We start from the raw sequence: 20308 nt of genomic DNA on the forward strand, positions 1-20308 counted from the left end.
GAAGCGCCACTGGAGGCTGTGAACATGAAGGTCATTACGATCATGGAGGAGGGCGAGCGCGCGCGGTCCGTCTACGTGCGGACCGACGGTGACGTGACGGTGTTCGACCGGCATCGCAAATTTCGCTTCCGGACCGACATCTCCGGTGCCGAGACGACATGGCAGATCCTTGAGCGGGTGGTGCCGGCCATCGTTCACGCCGAGACCGCCCGTCTCAAGATCGAAGCCCTCGCCGATCGATGCCGCACCGGCTGGCGCCCGGGATATCCGGACGAGATCGATCCCGATATCCCGCAAAGGGCGCTGCGGCGCGCGCAGTTCGGCATCGACCTGATCCGCTATCCGGATCACGACGAGTTCTACAGCCCAGCCACGATCTTGATGGGCATCGAGATGGGCACGGGACCATCGACGAGCCTGGTCGGGAAGAGCGATGGAACGGTATGCGTCACCGGAGAAATCCTCTGGATCGATGCCGCACGCGAGTGGGCGATTTGCGAGGACGGCTTCTGGTGGACGCCAGCGGAGGACTAGCGATGGCCCGATTTCGCTGCCGCGCATGCGGCCAGGAAGGCGAGTTCACTTACGATCCGACGCGGCACGAATGCCCGCGCTGCGGCTCGCCCGACGTTCAGTTCGCACTCGGCATAGACGAGATGCCCGAAGAACTCATCGACCGGATCGTGCAGGCGCTGAGCCAAGCCGAGCCGCTGGACGACCATCCAACCGACGAGGACTGAATCGTGTTGTTGTGGATCCTGTCAGACCTGCATGTCGAGCTGACCCGCGGCTGGGACCTGCCGTCCGGCACCGAGCGTCCGCAATTCGACGTCCTCGTGGTCGCCGGCGATGTCATTCGGCGTGCGGAGCGCGGGGTGAAGTGGCTGCGCGAACGCGTGCCGGATCGACCTGTCATCTACGTCGCTGGCAACCATGAGGCTTATGGCTGCGACATCGACCGCACGGTCGAGAAGGCCAAGGCAGCAGCAGCCGGCACGAACATCCACGTGCTGCAGCACAACTCCATCCGAATCGGTGACGTCACCTTCGCCGGTGCGACGCTATGGACGGACTTCGATCTGTTCGGTGATCAGCATCGCGCAATGAGGGTCGCCGCCGAACGGATGAACGACTTCCGCAAGATCAGGATCAACCGCTATCTTGATCGCTTCCGGCCGGGACACGCCCTGGCTCGGCACCTCCAAGCCCGCGCCTTCCTCGAAGCCGAAATGCGCAAGCCGCGCGGCGGGCCCCTGGTGGTCGTCACGCATCATGCACCGATTCCGAGCCGAGCGCGCCGCCTAGGCCCGTACGATCCCGGTGCGCGGCTGTCCGACGAAGAGGTCCTGACCGCAGCATATCGCAGCGCCCTGGGCTCGCTGATGTGGCCGGAGCCCGTCGCAAGCGGGAGGCCTGAGCTGAGGCCTGCGGACCTCTGGATCTACGGGCATACCCACGAGTCCGAGGACACCGTGATCGGCGCAACGCGCGTGGTGTCGAACGCGAAGGGCTACGGGCCATGGCCGCCGCAGCAGCGCGCCTGGGACAACCCGCGCTTCGATCCGAACTTCGTCATCGAAATCTAAGGGAGGCTGGCCATGACAGACATTGATGACCGCTCGAAACCGACCGACGCCATGCGCCATGCCCTTCCTTCGGCTTCGAGTGACAGATCATGCTCACCAGAAAAGCGGCCCAAGGCCGTCCCGATCTATTCGCTTCAGCCAAGACCACAACCGCGATCGCGGCGCGACATCCTGCGCTTCGAGATGCGCTCATCCAGGCGTCGCTCGATCCGCAGGTGCGGTCGATTGCTTCCATTCCGTCGGCGTTCGTTGCGTCCGAGCCGGTAGAGCTTGAGGCCGTCGTCGTCCAGCGCGACGACGGCCGCTACCTTCTGGACGTCGTGCCGGCCCGGCGCGTCCGGGATCTCGAGCAGGAAGGCCTCGCGCAGATTGCGCTGGCCGAGCTCCGGCTTAAGCCGCTCACCCTGACTGCCGGGGAAATCCGCCGCGAGCCGCGCTACGCCAATTCGTGGTTGGTCCGGTCCCTTAACGGCATTCCGGTCCCGCTGAGCTTGCGATGGGCCGATGCCGCGCGGCCAGCTTCTCAAGTCCGTGCGCAGCGACCGCGATCCGACGCCTTCGGTGATGGCGCTCGCTTGCGCCGATCTTCTCTCTCATGATCTCTAGCACTAGCATCAGGAGCCGTGCGTGACGCGCAAGACCGCAGCGAAATCCCAACGCCCCAAGAGCGTGCCCAGAGCAAAGCGCCGGACTCCGGTAAAGAGAGGGCGCATTCTGCCCAAGGATACGGTCGTGCCGGTCGGGTACCGGAGCGCCAAGGAAGCCGCCGATCTCTTGGCCAGGTCGGTCCTACACGTCACCGATGATGTCGTCGGCATGGAGTCGCCGATGTCGTGGACGCCTGTCGTGAAGAAGGACCGCCCCTCGGCGCAACGCTCGATCGTAGCGAGCGCGTTTCTCGCAGCGACCAGCGCACCGATCCGGCGCCAGTTAAAGGCCAAGCCCGCCCTCGCACTGGTCGTGCTGGTCCCGGAGTCGAGCTGGATCCAGCCGGTTCGTAACCTCTTCGCGCGGCACTTCGGCACTCATTGGCAGACCATCGCCACCGAGGCCTTGAAGACGCCGCAGCAGAAGGCTGAGCGCAACACCGAAGTTGCAACCGACCTCGCTAACGGGCAGTCCGTAGTCGGCGTAGCGGTGGAGCGTGCTGAGCTGCCAACGGCGCTGACGACGGCAGCAGATTTGACGATCCACATCAACCCGCCCACCGGCGCCGTGGTCGCACACATGATCAGAATGTTCACTGGCCGGCGCCATCCGGGCAGTATCGATGACGCCGTCTTCGCCGGGCTCACATTCCACGATCTGGTCGCCGCCTTCCGCGCCAAATCCTCGCCAGTCGAGATCGTTGCGCGCCTCCGCAAGGCTTCCGTTGCCATGGCAGGATCCGGGACGACAGATCGACTGCCGAAGCTGCAAGACGCAATCGAATACGGCGCCGCTCGGACCTGGGGTCTGGCGCTGGCAAAGGATATTGCCGACTACCGCGCCGGTTGCCTTGATTGGCAAAGCGTCGACCGGGGAGCGGTACTGTATTCGGAGCCGGGGCTTGGCAAGTCGCTGTACGCGCGCATCCTCGCGAAAGCCTGCGGCGTGCCGCTGGTCGCTTATTCGATCGCCGATCTGTTCGCGAACTCGCCGGGCTGGTTGGATTCGGTGATCAAGGCGTCGCGCGCGATGTTCGAGCGCGCCGCCGCGATGGCGCCATGCATCCTGTTTATCGATGAGATCGACGCGCTGCCAAACCGAGCCACCATGTCGCCGCGCGGCGCGGACTGGTGGACTCCTGTGATAACGGACTTTCTCCTCAGCCTCGACAATGCGGTCGCCGGGAAGCGCGCCGGAATCGTGGTCTGCGCGGCCACGAATAACATCCAAGGCGTCGATGCGGCCCTGCTGCGCCCCGGTCGCCTGGAGCGGGCGATCGAGATCAGGCGGCCCCATCACGCTGGCATCGTCAACATCCTTCGTCACCATCTGGACGGCGAACTGGGAGGCGCGGACCTGACCGATGTCGCCCATTTGATGGATGGCTCCACCGGCGCCGAGATCATGATGGCCGTGCGTGGCGCACGCCGGATTGCCCGCTCCGCCGGGCGCGTGCTGCAGCTCGAAGACCTCGTGCAGTCCGTGGCGCCGGTCGACGAGATCGCGCCGGCCGCGCTCAAGCGGATATGCATCCACGAAGCCGCGCACGCGGTGGCTTCGCTCGTGGTCCCGTCCGGGATCCTCAAGCGCTGCGCAGTCGGCTCCAGCGGCACGTCGGCCGGCCGCACGCTGATCGAGAACGAGATGAGTGATCTGATGACCCGCGATGCGGTCGAACGGCGCGCCGTCGTTGCACTCGCCGGGCGCACAGCGGAGCGTGTTCTGATCGGCGATGCCAGTGTGGGAGCCGGCGGGGACGACGATTCCGATCTCGCGCAGGTCACCCAGATCATCGCAACTCTCCACGCCTCGACGGGTCTTGGCGACACGCTGGTCTACGTAACCTCCTACGAGAACGCGTTGCAGGCGGTCCGCGGCGATCGGGAGCTTCGGTCCAAGGTCGAGCAGCACCTGCAGATCCTGCAAGCCCGTACCGATGAGATCGTGCGGCGTCACCGTGAGCAGATCATTGCTGTTGCCGACCGGCTCCGAACGCAGCGCCGGCTTTCGGGCGAGGAAATTTGCCGGATCATCGACGCGACGCCTGTGAACGATGAAGCCAGCACCACTAATCACTAGTCCCAAAGGAAGGCCCCACGCCTGTCGTCAGGACCGCCCCCGGTCCCCGTGGATACGATCCGGTCACCAGGCCGGGCCGCATTACGCGGGATCACCGAACACGACAGCCGACAGGCGCTTTGGGCCCTCTTGGAAGGCACTTAGCCGGGGGTGAAATCCGAGTTCGATGATGTCTAGGTAACGGCCATCTTGGAGTTATCCCCGCAATTCAACTTTCCAGCTCGAACAACTCATGTCTCGGACCTCTGAATGCTCCGGCAATTTCGGCAGGAAATTCGACTAACGCCGAAGTTCGGAAATCCATTTGAGCCGCGTCCTAGGCCTCGGGGATGTGGTTGACGGCCGATCCGCTGAGTCGTGCCCACTTGGCGCTTTCGATGAAGGTTCCTCCGGAGTCCGGACGATGCCGGTCGATCGATTTTTGTGGCGATCGCGCGAATTTCGCGTTCAGTTAGGGGGAGTTCCAACGGGGAGACAACGATAGATGCTGCCGTCCGCCTGATGAGGCGGAGACAGGACAGGCGGGCCGTTTCAGCGACCCGCCTGACCTTCACCGGTCGAAAGCAAATCGACAGATGCTGCCCGCAAAGGCATTTGGAGCTTTGCTCATCACCCCGCGCCACGCAAGCGGGTTTTTTGCGCCGATCCGGGCGTTCGACCTCCCATTAACGACATGCCCGACGCCGTCACCTTGCCGGCGAACGGCGAAGCATTGGCCAGTCGGCCGGGGGTACATGGCGAGCAAGAGCAAGATACCGGGCAACCGGAAGGTGGTCGAGGTGAGGATCATCCGCGGCAAAGACGGAACGCCGATCCGAACCATCGTCGAACGGGCCCACGCGAAGCCAACCGGCTCGTTCGTGTCGCTGAAAGCCGGGTGCGCCCTGCCATGGGAGTCGGTCGACGAACGTCACTTCATGTGGATTTCGGAGGTCGATTTCCGCGTTCGCAACTTCGTCGCCCAGCCGTTCCGTATGGAGTTCTGGTTCGAGGACGGCGAGATGATCGCCTACTTCCCCGACATCGAGCGCACGCTCGACGGCGCGATCGAGATCGTCGAGGTCAAGAAGACGCAGAGCGAGGCCGCTCGCGACCCTTACTACGCGTTCAAGCTCTCGCTCGCGCGCAGGGCTTGCCAGGCAAAGGGTTGGAAATTCCGCGTCATAGCAGCGGACAAGCACATCCTGCCCGGCCACCTGCTCGACAACGTCCGCCTGGTACGCCTCGACCGACTCACACGCGTCAGCTCCGAGGATCACTTGCGGCTAGGCGAGGCGATGGAAAAGGGTCGCGGCAAGCTGACCTATGGAGAAGCCGTCGCAGCCCTCAGCGTCCGCAGCGATCCGTGGGACCGCGACGGCCTGGCGAAGCTCCACGCGCTGATCGTCAGGCGGGTCGGCCGTGTCGACCTGACCCGCCGCCTCACCCAGCACTCGGCCGTCGTTCTCTATCGGCATCCCATCTGGCGACCGTCGAAGGCCGCCTAATCCCACTTCCCCACCACCTGGAGTCATCATCGACATGCCGATCACGCTCGACATCAACGGACTGCCTGCTCGACCTGATGCATGAGGCCATCATCGCCTACCAGGGAGAAAAGCACGAAGGGCTCGGCGCCATCCCCGCCCGCGTCTGGCGCGACAACGTTACTCTGCCCACGATCGAGCTCGTCGAGATCAAGAACAAGGAGAACGAGGTCAAGCGCGACCCCGACTGCGAACTCATGGAGAGCTTTTTGACCAAACGCGACGCCAGAGTGAGCCAGATCGCCGCCGGATTGATGCAGCGCGGCCCCCGCATCGTCGAATCCGAGGACGGCGGGCCGTTGCGCCTCATCATCAACGGCCGGCACATCAAACCAACTGGCCGATATCCCGCCTTCAAGGCGCAGGGCGCGTCCCTCCCGTATGAGGCCGACCATGAGATGGGGCTGATGGAGATCAGTGACGCCGACAAGGCCGTCATCAGGATCCTCGCCCAACCGCATCGCGTCGAGATCCCGGTGCCGTGGCAGAACCGGCCACTGATCTATTTCCCAGACCTGCGCAGAGATTTGGCCGACGCCACGGTCGAGATCATCGAAACCAAGCGCGAGGACGACCGCCGGGCGCGCGAGCCGCATTACCAATTCAAACTCGACGTCGTCCGCGAGGTGTACGCCGGCGAGGGCTGGACGTTCCGGATTCTTCAGGAGAAGGAGATATTGGGCGGCCGCCTCTACAGGAACGCGCACGAAATCATCACCTGGGCCTACGCCAAGGTCCCGTCAGCGCGGCAATTCGCCTTGGAAGCCGCCATCGACGCCGCCGGAGGAACGCTGCCTTTCGGGAAGGCGGCAGAGATCGTCGGCGGCGTGCCGCTGCTCTATGCGCTGGTGGTCCGCCGCTCGGTCTATTTCGACCTGAAGCTGCCGGTTTTCGACGACCTCCCGGTGATGCGCGTGGATCACGACGCACTGCGCCGCCACTCGCCGCCGCTGCTCTGAGGAGTCTACGTGACCGTTTCTCTCGCCATCAAGCACAACGATATCATCGTCCGGAAGGGCGCCCTGTACCGCTATGCGCTTGAAATGCCACTGGCCCGGATGCTGTTCATGCCCGTCGAGCCCGGCCATGGGGCCGAGTTCACTTGCACCGAAGACGAATTCGGGAAGTTCTTGAAGGATGGCGAAATCCGCGCACACACGGTTATCCGGGACCATAACGGCGACATCGTCTCGGACGGAGACAAAGATCTCGCCCCCACCAAGGAAGACAGCAAGAAAGTCAAGGACGCCCGTTCGCTGTTCTTCTTTCTGAAGAAATGGCACCAAAAGCCGACGAGCCTCCACCACGCCCGTCTGGACGATTTCGTCGAAGAGCATGCCGACGAGGCGCGCGATCTCGGCCATACCTGGTTGCCGAGCTCCGGCGCCCTTCATCGCCACATCAAGAAGTATCCCGACGTCGAGCAACTGACCGCTCGATTTCTCATCTCAAACTCGGGCAAGGTCACGCGCCAGCGTTGGCATCCGGAAATTGCCAAACTCCTTGAAAAAATCATCGATTGGCATTGGGAAGAAGGAACCAGCGGCCGCCATCTGAGCGACTCCATCGCCGAATTCGACGGCTGGTTCATCGAAGCCGCAGAGCGCATCGCCAGAGATTCCGCGGTCACGGAGCCGCTGCACAAGCCCAGCGACGAAACAGTGCGCGCCTACATCAACTCGGCGGAGTGCTACGAAACCGTCTGCCGCAAGTACGATAAGGCACGAGCCGATGCGCAGTTCGCCGGCAACTACCATCCCATTCCCGCATCCAAGCTGCTCGAAGTCGTTCTGATCGACTCCACGATCTTAGACACCTGGTGTGTGCTCGACGACGAAACCATGCTGCCTCTGGGCAGGCCCACGCTGACCATCGCCATCGATCTTTTCACAAGGATGATCCTGGCGGTCATCATCACGTACGAACCCCCAAGTCTTTATACCGCCATGTCGTGCTTGAAGCGCGTCAACATGTCCAAGGAAGACATCAACGAACGATGGCCGACCATCGTCCGTTCGTCTGACGGCTGGGGCAAGCCGACCACGGTCGTGGTCGACAACGAGCTCGCCCAAGTGGGAAGATCATATCAATCCGCCTGCGAGGACGCCAAGATCAACGTCAAGTGGGCCCCTGTCGCTCGGCCTCAGTACAAGGCCGTGGTCGAACGATTCTTCCTGACGCTCAAGAAGATGCTGCTCGATAAGCTTCCTGGCGGCATCCCCTACAAACCCGACGTCATGCGGCAACTTGGTATCGACCCCAAAGAGGTCGCGTGCATTCCGCTGAGCAAGCTCACCGAGCTTGTTAACATGGCCATCAACGACGTCTACCACTACGAACCCCATTCGACGATCGGAATGCCGCCGGCGCTGGCTTGGGAAAAATCCAAGCGCAAGCACAAGCGCCCGTACATCGGCGATATCGACTTCCTGGATAAGGCCTTCGGCGCGCTGGAAACCGGCACTCTCACCACGTCCGGCATCAAGTTCGAGAACATGGAGTTTCACGAAACCGACATCACGGGGGCCTTGATGGATGATCTGGGCGCGATGGCGCCGCGGCGGAAACGCCGCAAGTCGCTTTTGTCCTCCCTGAATCCCGAGGTGATGTTCAAGTACAATCCGGCGAACGTCGAAGCCATCAACGTCTGGAACACGCGCCGGAAGGAATACATCCGGCTGCCCAACATCGCCGGAGAAGCCGCCGCCGGGTTGTCGATTTGGCACTGGAGGATTCTGCGAATCTGGGCCGAGCAGGAAAGCATTGCGTTCTCGACGCCGGCCGAACAATTGGCTGCCCGCCGCCGGCTGCGCGAAGCGGTCGAGGAACAGATACCGGCGGCGGCGTACAAGGCCATCAAGCAGCAGCGCCGCATCCTCCACGAACCCTCGGAGTTCATCGAAGGCAAGACCGCCTTGAAGACCAAGGCCCCTCCGACGGTTGGCGGGATGGCGCAGGACGACGTCGAAATCGACGTTGCCGCTTTCGCTCCCGATGGCAACCGCGTCCCGCCGCCGGGGCCCGCACGCGGCCGGAGCAAGGGTAAGAAGGTCGACGGCCGGACGAAGGAACGCATGAAGGAGGCCAAGCAGTCGCCTCCGGAAGTACGCTCAGCAAAAAGGGCCGACGTTGTGGCGGCCTTCGCCCGGGATGCTGCAACGAACCACCTCGCGCCGCCGGTACAGGCCGGACCTGCTTCGCCCGCCTCGGGCGTCGACGCCTCCCTCGAGGCTTTCTTCCGCAAACGTAACGCCGGCAAGACCGACGCCGGCAACACCAGCGCGTGAGACTCTCACCATGACCCCTGCAATCCATTCGGCAGATGAAATCGCGCGGCGCATAGCGCTTTTCGAGCGAATTCGCCACCCGCACAAGCTATTGAGCGAGATTCATCGCGCACTGAACATCGTCCGCGCCGAAGTCAGCCAATCCCGCGCCGACATGGTCGAATTCGCAAGACTAAACCCCGGAATGACGATCAAGCCAAGTCCGCTTCCCCTGATCTGCGTCATCGGCCCATCCGGTACGGCGAAATCACACGTGATCAAGACCTACTACGAAGATGTCTGCCGAACCGAGAACTGGCCGGTCGGCAAGCGCGCCGTGTTCGACTTCGAACTGTCGGTCGACGCCAACAAGAGACAATTCCATGTCGATGCCCTGACGGCGTTGAAAGACCCCGATCCCGAGAAGGGCAACGAATCCGTGCTGCGTCGCCGCTTCGGTAAATTGACCGACAAGCTCGGCACGGAATTGGGCCTGTGCGACGAGGTGCAGCATTTCATCGCCAGCGACACCGGCAAGCGCACCAAAAGCGTCATCGATGCCATGAAGAAGACTCTCAACACCGGCATCTGCGCACTGGGACTATTTGGAACCCAAAAAGCATCGGACATTTTCGATGCGAGCGAGGAGTTCGGCCAGAGAGCTCACATCCGATTCGACCTCAAGGGAGGCAATCCCGACGTCGCCGATGACCGCGCGCTGTTCGTCGCCTTCCTGAAAACGTTCAAAACCGAAATCGAAAAGATGGCCATTCTTACAAGCGCAAAGACGCTCGAGGACGCCGAAACCATTGGCTGCCTGTTCCTCCAGGCCAGCGGCAGGCTGGGCCTGTGCCAGAGGATCATGAAAGCCGCCCTCCGCGTCGCACTTGAACGCGGCGCCACGACCCTCCTCCCGGTCCATTTCGCGATCGCCATCGATCGCGGCAAGCTGCTGTTTGGGATCAAGGAGAACCACTTCGCGAGCCATGCCGAAACGTTCGCAGACTAGTTCGGGCATCACATCCATGAACACCTTCCCCATCCCGACAACTCCTCTACCCGACGAAAGCCTGATGGGCTTCGTGGCGCGAGCCTGCGACGACAACGGACATCCTTCGGTCGTCCGTGTGCTGGAGCTCGCTGGCTTCGAGACGCTCCGGGCGCGCTTTCTTCCGATCAGCGAAACTGCCGATCTTGAAAGCCTCGCGCAATTCTTTGGCTGCAAGGAACAAGAGCTACGCTCGCGAATGCAGTTGCCGATCGCGGTCCAGGGCTCGCCGCCAAACACTTTCATCAGTCATTTCGGTTCACCGGTTCGACGCTTGATGCGCGAACCGGCTCTTCGGCGCGTATCTCCTGCGTCCCTTCGCATTTCGCCGCACCATAGGGCAATCTCGACACTGCGACCGCTGCGGTATTGCCCGGAGAGCGGCGAATTGTTGACGTCCGACTGCCCGAACCCGCGATGCGGGAAGCCGCTGGGCTGGAATTACGCGCAGGGCGTCCCTTTCTGCGAATACTGCCTCGACGACGACGGTTGTCCCACGACGGATCTGCGGGATTTGGAGTTGCCGCGTCTTGTTGGAGACGAACTGGCTCTCTATCGCTCGGTAACGGGCTTGCTCGCCGGTCACCCCGAAGCGATGCGCGCGTTGCCCCCGTCTTTCGCGTCATGGCATGGATGGGAAGTCTTCGACATGATCGTCATGTTGGGCAACAACCTCTGCAGACGCTTCCCCGATCGATTCAAATTGAGGGGAGCCGCGTGTTTCGCTCTTCCCGACTGGCATGAGAACCTCATCTCGGCCGCTCGCGTGGTTATGAACTGGCCCGACGGCGCCGGCGACCTGCTGAAGCTCCTGAAGGATGCGGCTGGCGCGCGCAGCGGGTTCTACGGCCGCTATAAAGAGCTCGGCCCCTTGGCCGACTTCGGTCACGCTTATGGCGCGCTCCCGAAGGTCAGGGATGCGATCGAGCGTGCGATCGCCGAACACTATGCAGCCGTTCGCGGGTCAGCGCCCGAGCGGAGCTATCAGGCGCCGCCAGAGCGTGCGCATGAAATGATCTCTTATCGCGAGGCGCTAGCGAAATATGACGTGACCGCGGCCTTCTTGACCTCGGTCGCGAAGAACAAGGACATCGAGGTCATCCACACCGGCGACGAGAAATTTGCCCCGACCTATTACAACGAGCGGCAGCTCGTTGAATTGCTCGAGTCCCGCCGGCAGGTTCTGCTAATCGATCGTCTGGCGGCGACAACGGGCCTGCCCATGTTCGCAATCGAGGGATTGGTGGGGTCGGGGCACATCCGCCTTGCTACAGGCCCACTCGCGAGATTTCGCGATCCGTCCGTGCATGGGTCCGAAATCGAAAGGTTCCGGAGCAGAATCGAAGACAATGCGAGCGCGGCCAGCCTCCCCGGTGGGAAGTCTTTGATGAAAACGGTGATGCATGCCGGTGGCGCCGGCGGCGGCCTGCTGTTGAGGCTGGTCCAACTTTGTCTCGATGGTCGAATTGAGTATTCGCTGTCGGCAAGCCGGGGCGGCATCATTTCGCGAGTAGTCCTGTCCGCTAACGCCATCGAACTCGTTGAGGCAATGGTCGACGAGGTTGCACCGGCCCCTACCCCGGCGAAAATGACGCGTGAGGACGTCCGGATGTATCTCGACTTGCCGTACGAAGACGTCGTCGCGTTCGTCAAGGCAGGAGTGTTGCAGGCTGAGTACAAGGTGAACGGGGAGAGCGTCCGACGATTCAACGAAAACTATGTCACTTCGTCCACGGTCGCGAGACGGCTGAACGTTCGCGTTACGAGGGTCGAGCGCATCTTGGACGGCCACGGCATACGGCCTGCGCACTCGGTCCCCGGACGTTCGACGGCCTTCGCCTGGCACAGGACAGATGTCATGCCGATCATTGAACGGAGCCTATTTGCCCGGCGACATCGTGAAGGTGTTGGATCCAGCACGCAGCAGCCATTCGACCAGCCTACGGCTGGTGACGACAATATCCCGTCGGACCGCCGATCGTCCGAGACGTCAGAACCGGAAGGAGCCGCTTCGAATGGGTGACAGCAGCACTGCACCGGCGGGGCCGACCGACGTACCTCGCCGGCCGAAAACGGGAGCCGAACGACAACGGGCCTTCCGCCAGCGCGAGCGGGAGAAACGCAAGATTGCGCTGGCTTCTGCCGGCACCGCTTCGCCGGGCCCTATCGGCAACCAAATCGCCACTGCCACCTTTGAACCACCAGTCACGACGAGCGGCACGGTCACGCCAGTAACGGTCAGCGCGTTACCCGTGACCCTCGTCACGGACGGCGTAACGTCACGCGTTACGGACGAAGTAACGGTGTCACGCCCTCACGTCACGGAGCGGCGTTCGATCACTTCATACTGCCTGACGGCGGCGGCACTGGCGCTCGCCGGCGTCGGCCTGGTTATGAATGGGTGGTTCGCCCGGACGCTCGGATCGACCGATCTGGCAGGCTGGACGTTCCTTGCGAGCGGTATGGCAAATGACGTCGTTGCTCTGACCGTGCCTGCGGCAGCTGCAAGGCTTTGGCTTGCACGGCAACGAGTAACTGCGGCAGTGGCGTGGCTGGTATGGTCCGCGTCATTTATCTTCGCTCTCATCTCGAGTCTGGGGTTCGCCTCCGTCAACATCGCTGATACGGCCATGGCTCGCGCGTCACGCGTCACACCCGCCGTGACGATCGCTCAGAACGCGTTACGTGACGCCGTGACGTCGCGTGACAGGGAATGCGCGGGCGGCGTCGGCCGCTTCTGTCGCGAACGCGAGCAAACCGTGATTGAGCGTCAGCGTGCGCTGGATGCTGCTGTCGGTTCGGTCGAACGGGCCGTCGATCCGCAAACCGAGGCCGCGAGTAAGATCGTCGCTTGGCTCAGTGCCGGGAATGCTAATCCCACGGCGACGGACTTCGCGATGCTGCGATTGTTGCTGCTGTCGTTGCTTCCGCAGATCGGTGGCCTCCTGTTGATGATCGGCCGAGCACGCTGAGGGATGCGCGCTCGCAAGATCTCGTTCGCGCCCTTGGAGGCAAGGGTTAACGGATTCCCGAGCCGGATCGCGAGTGCGATCTGACATCGTAAGCGTTGGATTTCGTGGGAAATGGTACCTGGTAGACGATTCGAACGTCTATGACCGGTTCCACAGACCGGCGCCTTGAACCAACTCGGCCAACCAGGCTCAACTCATTGTTTTCGATGGCTTCCGCCAGCAGCTCGGAAACGAAATGACCCAGCTTTGAGATTGGGGGCGCGGCGCCGAGGTCCACTTCCATTTCACCGCATATTCGCGCCTCAGCGAAGCTTTCGCGTGGTCCGCCGGCGAAAACGTTGTTCGACTCGCCGCTATCGCCTTACCTTGGGACGGTATTGCGACCGGGCTCCAGATCTGACGGAAACCGACTGTTCCGCCTCTTTTCCGCGAGACGACTCACCGCTATTGCGAAATCCGACTCACCACGGATTCAAAAAGCCCCAGTTTTATTGAGTTCAGACGACTCGCTCTTACCTTGGGCGGATAAAATTCTTGATTTCGTTGGTACAGTTGGGTGGGCTCGAACCACCGACCTCCTGTTCCACAGACAGGCGCTCTAACCAACTGAGCTACAACTGCATCCTGGCACGCGGCCCCTCAAGGCGGGGGCGGCGATTTCGGGCGGAAACTAGGTGCAACGCCGGACTTTGGCAAGACCGTAGCGCAGCGATTTCCGCCACTATCTGACGCCGTTTCGGCGGCTTTCTCCAGCAAAAAGGCCCGGACCACGGCCCGGGCCTTCCGCGAACGTTAAGCGGGCCAGATCAGGCAGCCGGCTTGTAGTACTTCGAGGCGCTGGCCTTGATCGGCTCGGCGGCCTCGGCGGCGACCTTCTGGCCGAGCTCGGCGAGCTCCTTGGCCTGGGCGGTGTAGGTCTCGAACTGCTTGCGGGTGTGCGAGGTCCACAGCTCCAGCGCTTCCGACGGCGACTTCACGCCGAACAGCTCCTGGGCGAAGTCGAGCGACGAGGTGGTGTTGGCCTTGAAGAACTCGATCAGCTTGGCCGAGTACTCGCTGGCGCCCTTGCTCACCGAGGTGAACACGGCCTCGACCGTGCTGTTGTGGGTCTCGGCAGCGTCCTTGAAGCGGGCGTAGTTGTCGCGCGCCTGCGACACGCCCTTTTCGGCGAACGCGCGCATCTGTTCGGGAACCTCAAACGGAATGATCGAGGCGGAAAACGGGTCGGACGGGTTGGTCATGACTGGGTATCCTTCGCAACGGGTGACTCGATGTGACCCCTTGCATGTCCCGGAGCCTGAAAAACCGGGAACGTTGAAATGGATCACGCTGCCTTGGTTCACGGGAATGCCCTTGCCGGGCATGACTAATAAATACCCATATCATGTCAATTTTGTGCAACGCAACGTGAATTCGCTGCGATGCCGCAACTTTTAGCCGAATCGGGTGCAGGTTCCGCTACGGCCACCCCAAGGTTGAGGCAGCGCCACACCCTGAGGTTGCGTGGCTGGCCCCAGGGTTGTGCAGCAATCCCCGGGGGCACAGCAGGTCCCCAGGGACACCGATCTGGGAGGTGCGCAGGCTCAGTTCTTCGGCTTCACCGCCTCTACCGCGGCGTGGCTGATGATCTGGCCCATCTCGCTGGCCTGGTCGGCGAGCGCGCGCATCTGGCTTTGCACGTAATCGCCGTGCAGCTTCATGATCTCGGTCAGGTCCTTGGCCTTGAGCAGCGACTCCGCGTAGTTCAGCGAGTCCTGCACGTTCTTTTCGGCGTAGGCGAACGCCTTGGCGGAAATGTCCTTGGCGCCGGCGCGCACGGTGGCGTTGCGCTCCTCGATCGTGCCGGCGGTCGCCTGCGCGCTCGAGACGAATTGCTCGAACGCCTTGCGTGCCTGCTCGAAGCTCGCTTCCGCCATCGATCGCATGTCCTTGGGGATCTCGAATTGGTCACGCCCGTTGTCGCTCATGGTCGCGCTCCTGTTGGCTGGGTCTTGGCTCGCCGCTGTGCTCGATCGGCCCATGCGAACCTCGATCGCGATACCGCGCCGCAGATGTGACGCGGTGCCGCTGGTTCCGGCGGGCGGGTCGCGGCGATTTTCGACAACGCAAAACTGCTGTGGATCGTTCAGGCGAGTTAACGTTATTCCGCCTTTGGCGTGACACATCAGGCACAGCCGTGGACCCGCCGCCGCCCGCTTGCGATACTAACGATCCGTTAAGGCTGTCATTCCCTGGCCGCCGGTATTTCGGGCGATCAAGGAAAAGAGGCTAACCCCCATGCGGTCAAATCTTGCGTGATGAATGACGCGGAATTCCAGATCCAGGCGATCAGCGATCACAGGCTAGCGGATCACGCGACGAGCGCCCAACCCGCATGGCTGTGGTCGGCCGATGGCGCGCGGATCCTCTGGGCCAATCCGGTCGGCGCAAAGATATTCGCTGCCGCCAGCGGCAGCGAGCTGGCGAAGCGCGTCTTCGGCCCGGCCGATCCGCATCGCCGGCAGGTCGCCCAGCTCGGCCGCAGCCTCGCCGCCACCGGGGCGGTCCGGCTGGAGCGGCTGCGCGGCTTCGGGGCGGCGCCCGGAATGCTCGCGACCTGCGGCTGCGCCCGGATCGACCTGCCCGACGGCAGCCATGGCGTGCTGGTCGCCGCGGTCAATGCCGCCGGCCGCGTGATGCCGCTGGCCGAACGGCTGCAGCGCCTGGTGCAGGGGATCGCCGACCGGCCGGCCGCGGCCTTCACCGGCGATGGCCTGCTGATCGGCGCCAATGAGGCGGCGCGTCCGCTGCTCGGCCTTCACGATCTCTCCGAAGCCGGCCTCGATGCCGCGCGCAGCGATGCCTTGAAGCAGGGCCGCGCGGCCGTAAGCGTCGGGATCGGCCGCGTCGTGCTGCAGCGGATTGGCCGCGGCGCCGACACCGCACTGGTCGCGCTGATCAAGCCGGCCCCGCATCTGGCCGCACCACCGAAGCCTGCACCGCTGGTTGCGCCCGAAGCCGCGGTGCAGGACACGGCCGCAGCGGAAACACCAACATCGGAGACAGCAGCACCGCCACCGGCCGCGCCCGAAAACTCCCTAGCAATGGAACAGCCGCCGGCGCCTCCGGTCAATGAACACGTCGTTGCGAATGACGGAGCGCCTGCACCGGCCGACGGGCCCGCGGCCATCTTCACCCTGTTCGATGCGCTGGAGGTGCCGCAGGAAACGCCCGCAGAAGAACCCGCCGAGCCGATCGTCGATGTGCCGCCGTCCGCATTCGTCGAGACGACGGCCAACGCCGCAGCAGAAGCGCACGCAGAACCCGCGGCCGTCGAGACCAACACCACGCACAGCGACGCCGCGGCGGGCGAAGCCCCCGTGGTCGAGCCATCGCTGACCGAGGCGCTGATGGCGGTGACGGCCGAAGCGGAAGCCGAGGCGCCGCCGCTCGAGGCCTGGCCCGACGTTGCGAACGACCCAAGCACACCGGTCCCGGAGGCATCGGCACCGCCGGTCGCCCCAGTCCCCTCGCCCGCCATGGCCACGGATACGCCGGCTCCAATGCCATCAGCCGAGCCGCCGCCCGCGGCGCTCGCGCCCGCCAAGACACCGTCCTGGCTCGACGAGCCCGTGCCCGGCACGCGCCGGCATCCGCTGCGCTTCATGTGGCAGATGGATCATGAGGGCCGCTTCTCGCTCGGCTCGGACGAATTCACCCGGCTGATCGGCATCCACACCGCGGCCGGCTTCGGCCGGCTGTGGAATGAGATCGCCGAGGCCTTCGGGATCGATCCCGAAGGCCGCATCATGAAGGCGTTCGCCACGCACAGCACCTGGAGCGGCATCACGCTGAGCTGGCCAGTCGACGGCGGCGGCCGCCTGCCGGTCGAATTGTCGGGCCTGCCGGTGTTCGACCGCAACAGGACGTTCGCCGGCTATCGCGGCTTTGGTGTGTGTCGCGATCTTGACGGGCTTGCGCGACTCGCCGCATTGCGCCGCTATGAGTTCTTCAGCGGCCCGACCGCGCCGCAACCACTATCGGCGAGCGCCGCGCAGGCTCGCGCAGAGACGCCGCCCGGGCCGGCGCCTGAAAATCCTCCGCCTGTCGCGGAGCCGCCGACCGACACCAACACTGCACCACCGACCGAGGACGTGACCGAACCGACAGTATCCGAGACTTCACACCAAGCCGATCTGGAACCCGCCGTGGAAACGACCCAGGATACGCGCCAGGATATGCGTGACGAGACGTCTCCGAATGTGGTGCCGTTCCGCCTCGCCGGTGACACCCGGCCGCCGTCGCTGACGCCGGTCGAGAACAACGCCTTCAACGAACTCGCCCGCCAATTGTCGGCGCGGCTCGAGAGCGAAGCGGGCCTCACCGCCACGACCGAACGACACGAGGACGAGACGATTGCCGAGCAGCCGCCGGCAACCGAGCTGCCCGCGGCGAGTGAGCCGCCGCGCGACGACCACGCGGAGAGCCCGAAGGCCGAATGGCTGGCGCAGGCCGAGCCGCCGCCGCGTGCCGAATCCAGACGCGACCGGGCGCTGCTCGACCTGTTGCCGGTCGGCATCCTGATCTACCGGCTCGACCGCCTGCTCTATGCCAACGCCGCGTTCCTCGCGCGCATGGGCTACGACAGCCTGCACGCGCTGGAAGCCGCCGGCGGGCTCGATGCGCTCTATGTCGAGCCGGGCGTCTCGCAAGCCAGCAGCACCTCAGGCACCGGCACTCCGGTGACGATCTCGGCAAATCAGAACGCCGGTCACGACGCGCAGTCGGTCTCCGCGGACGCGCGGCTGCACACGATCTCCTGGGACGACGACTCCGCGCTGGCGCTGATCTTTTCGCGCACGCATGACGAGGACGCGGCAATCGCCGCGGCACTGTCGGTGCAGGATGCGGCTCCCGCATTGGTCGCGGAGCCTGCGCCGCCGCAGGCCGGCCAGGCCGATGCCGAGGAGCTCGGCGCGATCCTCGACACCGCGGCCGAAGGCATCATCATGTTCGACGCCGAGGGCAACATCCATTCCTGCAACCGCAGCGCGGAGGCGCTGTTCGGCTATGACGGCGAGGACTTCATCAGGCACAATCTCGCCGACCTGTTCGCTACGGAAAGCCGGCACGAGATTTTCCAGTATCTCGCCAGCCTGAAATCGGCCGGCGTCGCCAGCCTGCTCGATCACGGCCGCGAGACGCTCGGCCAGGTGCGACAGGGCGGCGTCATTCCGCTGTCGGTGACAATGGGCCGCACCCGCGCCGACGGGCCGAACTTCTTCGCGGTGTTCCGCGACCTCACCCAGGCCAAGAAGAGCGAGAGCGAATTGCGCGAGGCACGACGGCTCACCGAGCGCGCGGCGAACGGCAAGTCCGACATGCTGGCGCGGATCAGCCACGAGCTGCGCACGCCGCTCAACGCCATCATCGGCTTTGCCGAGGTGATGATCGGCGAGCGTTTCGGCGCGCTCGGCAACGAGCGCTATGTCGAATACATGAAGGACATCCGCGCCTCCGGCGAGCGGGTGATCGCGATCGTCAACGACCTGCTCGATCTTTCGCGGATCGAGACCGGCAAGCTCGATCTCGCCTTCTCCGACCAGAACCTCAACGAGATGGTGGAGAGCTGCGTCGCGGTGATGCAGCCGCAAGCCAACCGCGAGCGCATCATCATCCGCACCTCGCTGGCGCACACGCTGCCGCCGGTGGTCGCCGACGCCCGCGCGCTGCGCCAGATCACGCTGAACCTGATCGGCAGCTCGATCCATCTCGCCAATGCCGGCGGCCAGGTGATCGTCTCGACCGCGCTGTCCGATTTCGGCGAGGTGATGCTGCGGGTGCGCGACACCGGGCAGAGCCTCAACGACAACGAGGTTGCCGCCGCGCTGGAGCCGTTCCGCGCACCGACACCATCCGATCACGCCGGATCCGGCGGCGTCAGCCTGTCGCTGACCAAGGCGCTGGTCGAAGCCAACCGCGCCAAATTCCAGATCCGGACCGGCGGCCACTCCGGCACGCTGATCGAGGTGGTGTTTTCGCACGCAACCGCGCGGGCGTGATCATTGCACGCATGATGCCTCGCGTGTGAGGCAGGCACCGGCGGAAGGGCTCCCCTCCCCCTTGCGGGGGAGGGAGCCTGACCAGGGTGCTCACCTTACGTAGTTGGCGAGCGGCAATGTGTCGCCATTGCCCCTCGAACAATCAGATCTTCTCGACGATCGCCGCCTTCATCCGCGCGATCTCGACCTCGTCGCAATGATCAGCGGCGGCAACACCACCGCAGTGGATCTTGGCCGCTGAGCCTTCGTCATTCCGGGCTCGCGCCGAGCGGCGTGCCCAGGAAAGACGCGGGATAGAGACCCGCGCCCCTTGGCACTGATTTGCCCGACGGCGCAAGCCCTCGCGGCAGAAATATTTCTGTTTTCCAGAAGCGCAACTCAGTGTATGAATCGCCCCGTCTCACCCGACACGAGGGGCGGATCGCGATCGTCACGAACGCGGCGTGAGATGCGGTGGACGCTAGTTGCGCAACTGACGAATGCGCATGAGGCGGACGGTGAAGTCGTGTGGTCTCGACGCCCCAGTGGCAGGTGTCTCCTCGCAAGACGCGGAACGCGTCTTGCTGATGACGGTGACAAAAAAGCCAAGTCTCGCCGGGGAGAGCACGAAGTAAGCCGTAAACCATCGCGCAGGGAAAGCCGGCGTGTTTTCCGGTTTCACCTGTGGTCCTACCCCCGGTGCTTTTTTGTTGCACCGGGCCCATGGGTGCGATCGGCACCCGGCTTTCCCTGCGCCCTCTGATTGAGAAGAGGGCGGGAAATAAAGCAAAGCTCGGGCGAAACGCGCCGCGGGAATGCGAGCGTATGACTCACAAGCAGTGCAACACACTCGGTGTCGTCCCGGCGAAAGCCGGGACCCATTACCCCAAATGCTCATTGTTGCGCGACGCTGCGGCCAAGATCCCGTTCATCACCAAATGCGGTGGTTATAGGTCCTGGCCTTCGCCAGGACGACGAACGAGGAGCCCCGCTCACAACGCAGGCCACGGCGTATGGGTCCCTGCTTTCGCAGGGACGACAGTGGTGTATGCGGCGAGATCGAGCGCGATGCCACACCAGTCGCGCGGCAGTGGGCCGCGCTGCGACGCCAGGATGATGCGGGCGATAAAGGTTGCGTCGCCGGGGTGTGCGGGGCGGATCAT

General features: G+C 63.7%; 16 protein-coding genes and 2 tRNA genes. 13 read left to right on the top strand and 5 right to left on the bottom strand.

All coding sequences use genetic code 11. The annotated features are described in order from the left end of the window. Positions 1–24: 24 nt before the first annotated feature. The 11 genes from MTX19_RS36470 to MTX19_RS36520 all read left to right on the top strand — a co-directional run bounded on the left by MTX19_RS36470 (position 25) and on the right by MTX19_RS36520 (position 13125). Entirely contained in the window at positions 25–534 is a 510-nt protein-coding gene (locus tag MTX19_RS36470) for a hypothetical protein (protein WP_280981512.1), read from the top strand. Between the two features lie 2 nt (positions 535–536). After that, positions 537–740, top strand: coding sequence for a hypothetical protein (locus MTX19_RS36475; protein WP_280981513.1), 204 nt, complete (start codon positions 537–539; stop codon positions 738–740). Positions 741–743: 3 nt separating this feature from the next. After that, positions 744–1586, top strand: coding sequence for a metallophosphoesterase (locus tag MTX19_RS36480; RefSeq protein ID WP_280981514.1), 843 nt, complete (start codon positions 744–746; stop codon positions 1584–1586). Between the two features lie 215 nt (positions 1587–1801). Then, positions 1802–2185 carry a hypothetical protein gene (locus MTX19_RS36485; RefSeq protein ID WP_280981515.1) on the top strand — a complete coding sequence of 128 codons (384 nt, stop codon included), beginning with the start codon at positions 1802–1804 and terminating at the stop codon, positions 2183–2185. 28 nt (positions 2186–2213) lie between these two features. Then, positions 2214–4313 carry an AAA family ATPase gene (locus MTX19_RS36490; RefSeq protein WP_280981516.1) on the top strand — a complete coding sequence of 700 codons (2100 nt, stop codon included), beginning with the start codon at positions 2214–2216 and terminating at the stop codon, positions 4311–4313. A gap of 734 nt (positions 4314–5047) precedes the next feature. Continuing rightward, the gene (locus tag MTX19_RS36495; protein ID WP_280981517.1) at positions 5048–5800 is read left to right on the top strand and encodes a TnsA endonuclease N-terminal domain-containing protein; all 753 of its coding nucleotides are present in this window, start codon (positions 5048–5050) and stop codon (positions 5798–5800) included. Positions 5801–5877: 77 nt separating this feature from the next. Next, positions 5878–6798: a hypothetical protein gene (locus tag MTX19_RS36500; protein WP_280981518.1), complete on the top strand. Its 921-nt coding sequence runs from the start codon at positions 5878–5880 to the stop codon at positions 6796–6798. A 9-nt stretch (positions 6799–6807) separates the two neighbouring features. Next, positions 6808–9126, top strand: coding sequence for a hypothetical protein (locus tag MTX19_RS36505; RefSeq protein ID WP_280981519.1), 2319 nt, complete (start codon positions 6808–6810; stop codon positions 9124–9126). 10 nt (positions 9127–9136) lie between these two features. Next, positions 9137–10114: a TniB family NTP-binding protein gene (locus MTX19_RS36510; protein WP_280981520.1), complete on the top strand. Its 978-nt coding sequence runs from the start codon at positions 9137–9139 to the stop codon at positions 10112–10114. Between the two features lie 16 nt (positions 10115–10130). Next, positions 10131–12176 (top strand): hypothetical protein, encoded by a 2046-nt coding sequence (locus tag MTX19_RS36515; RefSeq protein ID WP_280981521.1) that lies wholly within the window; start codon positions 10131–10133, stop codon positions 12174–12176. After that, positions 12169–13125, top strand: a complete 957-nt coding sequence (locus MTX19_RS36520; protein WP_280981522.1) for a hypothetical protein — start codon at positions 12169–12171, stop codon at positions 13123–13125. Before MTX19_RS36515 ends, MTX19_RS36520 begins: the two co-directional genes overlap by 8 nt. A 112-nt stretch (positions 13126–13237) precedes the next feature. Here the strand turns inward: MTX19_RS36520 and MTX19_RS36525 are convergent. The 4 genes from MTX19_RS36525 to MTX19_RS36540 all read right to left on the bottom strand — a co-directional run bounded on the left by MTX19_RS36525 (position 13238) and on the right by MTX19_RS36540 (position 15092). Then, positions 13238–13314 (bottom strand) — tRNA-His (locus tag MTX19_RS36525). A gap of 355 nt (positions 13315–13669) precedes the next feature. Continuing rightward, a tRNA-His gene (locus MTX19_RS36530) sits at positions 13670–13746 on the bottom strand. Positions 13747–13931: 185 nt separating this feature from the next. Beyond that, positions 13932–14366, bottom strand: coding sequence for a phasin (locus MTX19_RS36535; RefSeq protein WP_280975486.1), 435 nt, complete (start codon positions 14364–14366; stop codon positions 13932–13934). Between the two features lie 342 nt (positions 14367–14708). Continuing rightward, on the bottom strand, positions 14709–15092 hold the full coding sequence (locus MTX19_RS36540; RefSeq protein ID WP_280981523.1) for a phasin family protein: 384 nt from the start codon (positions 15090–15092) through the stop codon (positions 14709–14711). A gap of 330 nt (positions 15093–15422) precedes the next feature. On the opposite strand from MTX19_RS36540, the gene MTX19_RS36545 reads away from it, so the two are divergent. Then, positions 15423–19166: a PAS domain-containing protein gene (locus MTX19_RS36545; RefSeq protein ID WP_280981524.1), complete on the top strand. Its 3744-nt coding sequence runs from the start codon at positions 15423–15425 to the stop codon at positions 19164–19166. Positions 19167–19269: 103 nt separating this feature from the next. Then, the gene (locus tag MTX19_RS36550) at positions 19270–19407 is read left to right on the top strand and encodes a hypothetical protein (protein ID WP_280981525.1); all 138 of its coding nucleotides are present in this window, start codon (positions 19270–19272) and stop codon (positions 19405–19407) included. 730 nt (positions 19408–20137) lie between these two features. Here MTX19_RS36550 and MTX19_RS36555 read toward each other — a convergent pair. Further along, entirely contained in the window at positions 20138–20308 is a 171-nt protein-coding gene (locus tag MTX19_RS36555) for a hypothetical protein (protein ID WP_280985727.1), read from the bottom strand.

It is taken from the genome of Bradyrhizobium sp. ISRA464, assembly GCF_029910095.1.
GTDB lineage: Bacteria > Pseudomonadota > Alphaproteobacteria > Rhizobiales > Xanthobacteraceae > Bradyrhizobium.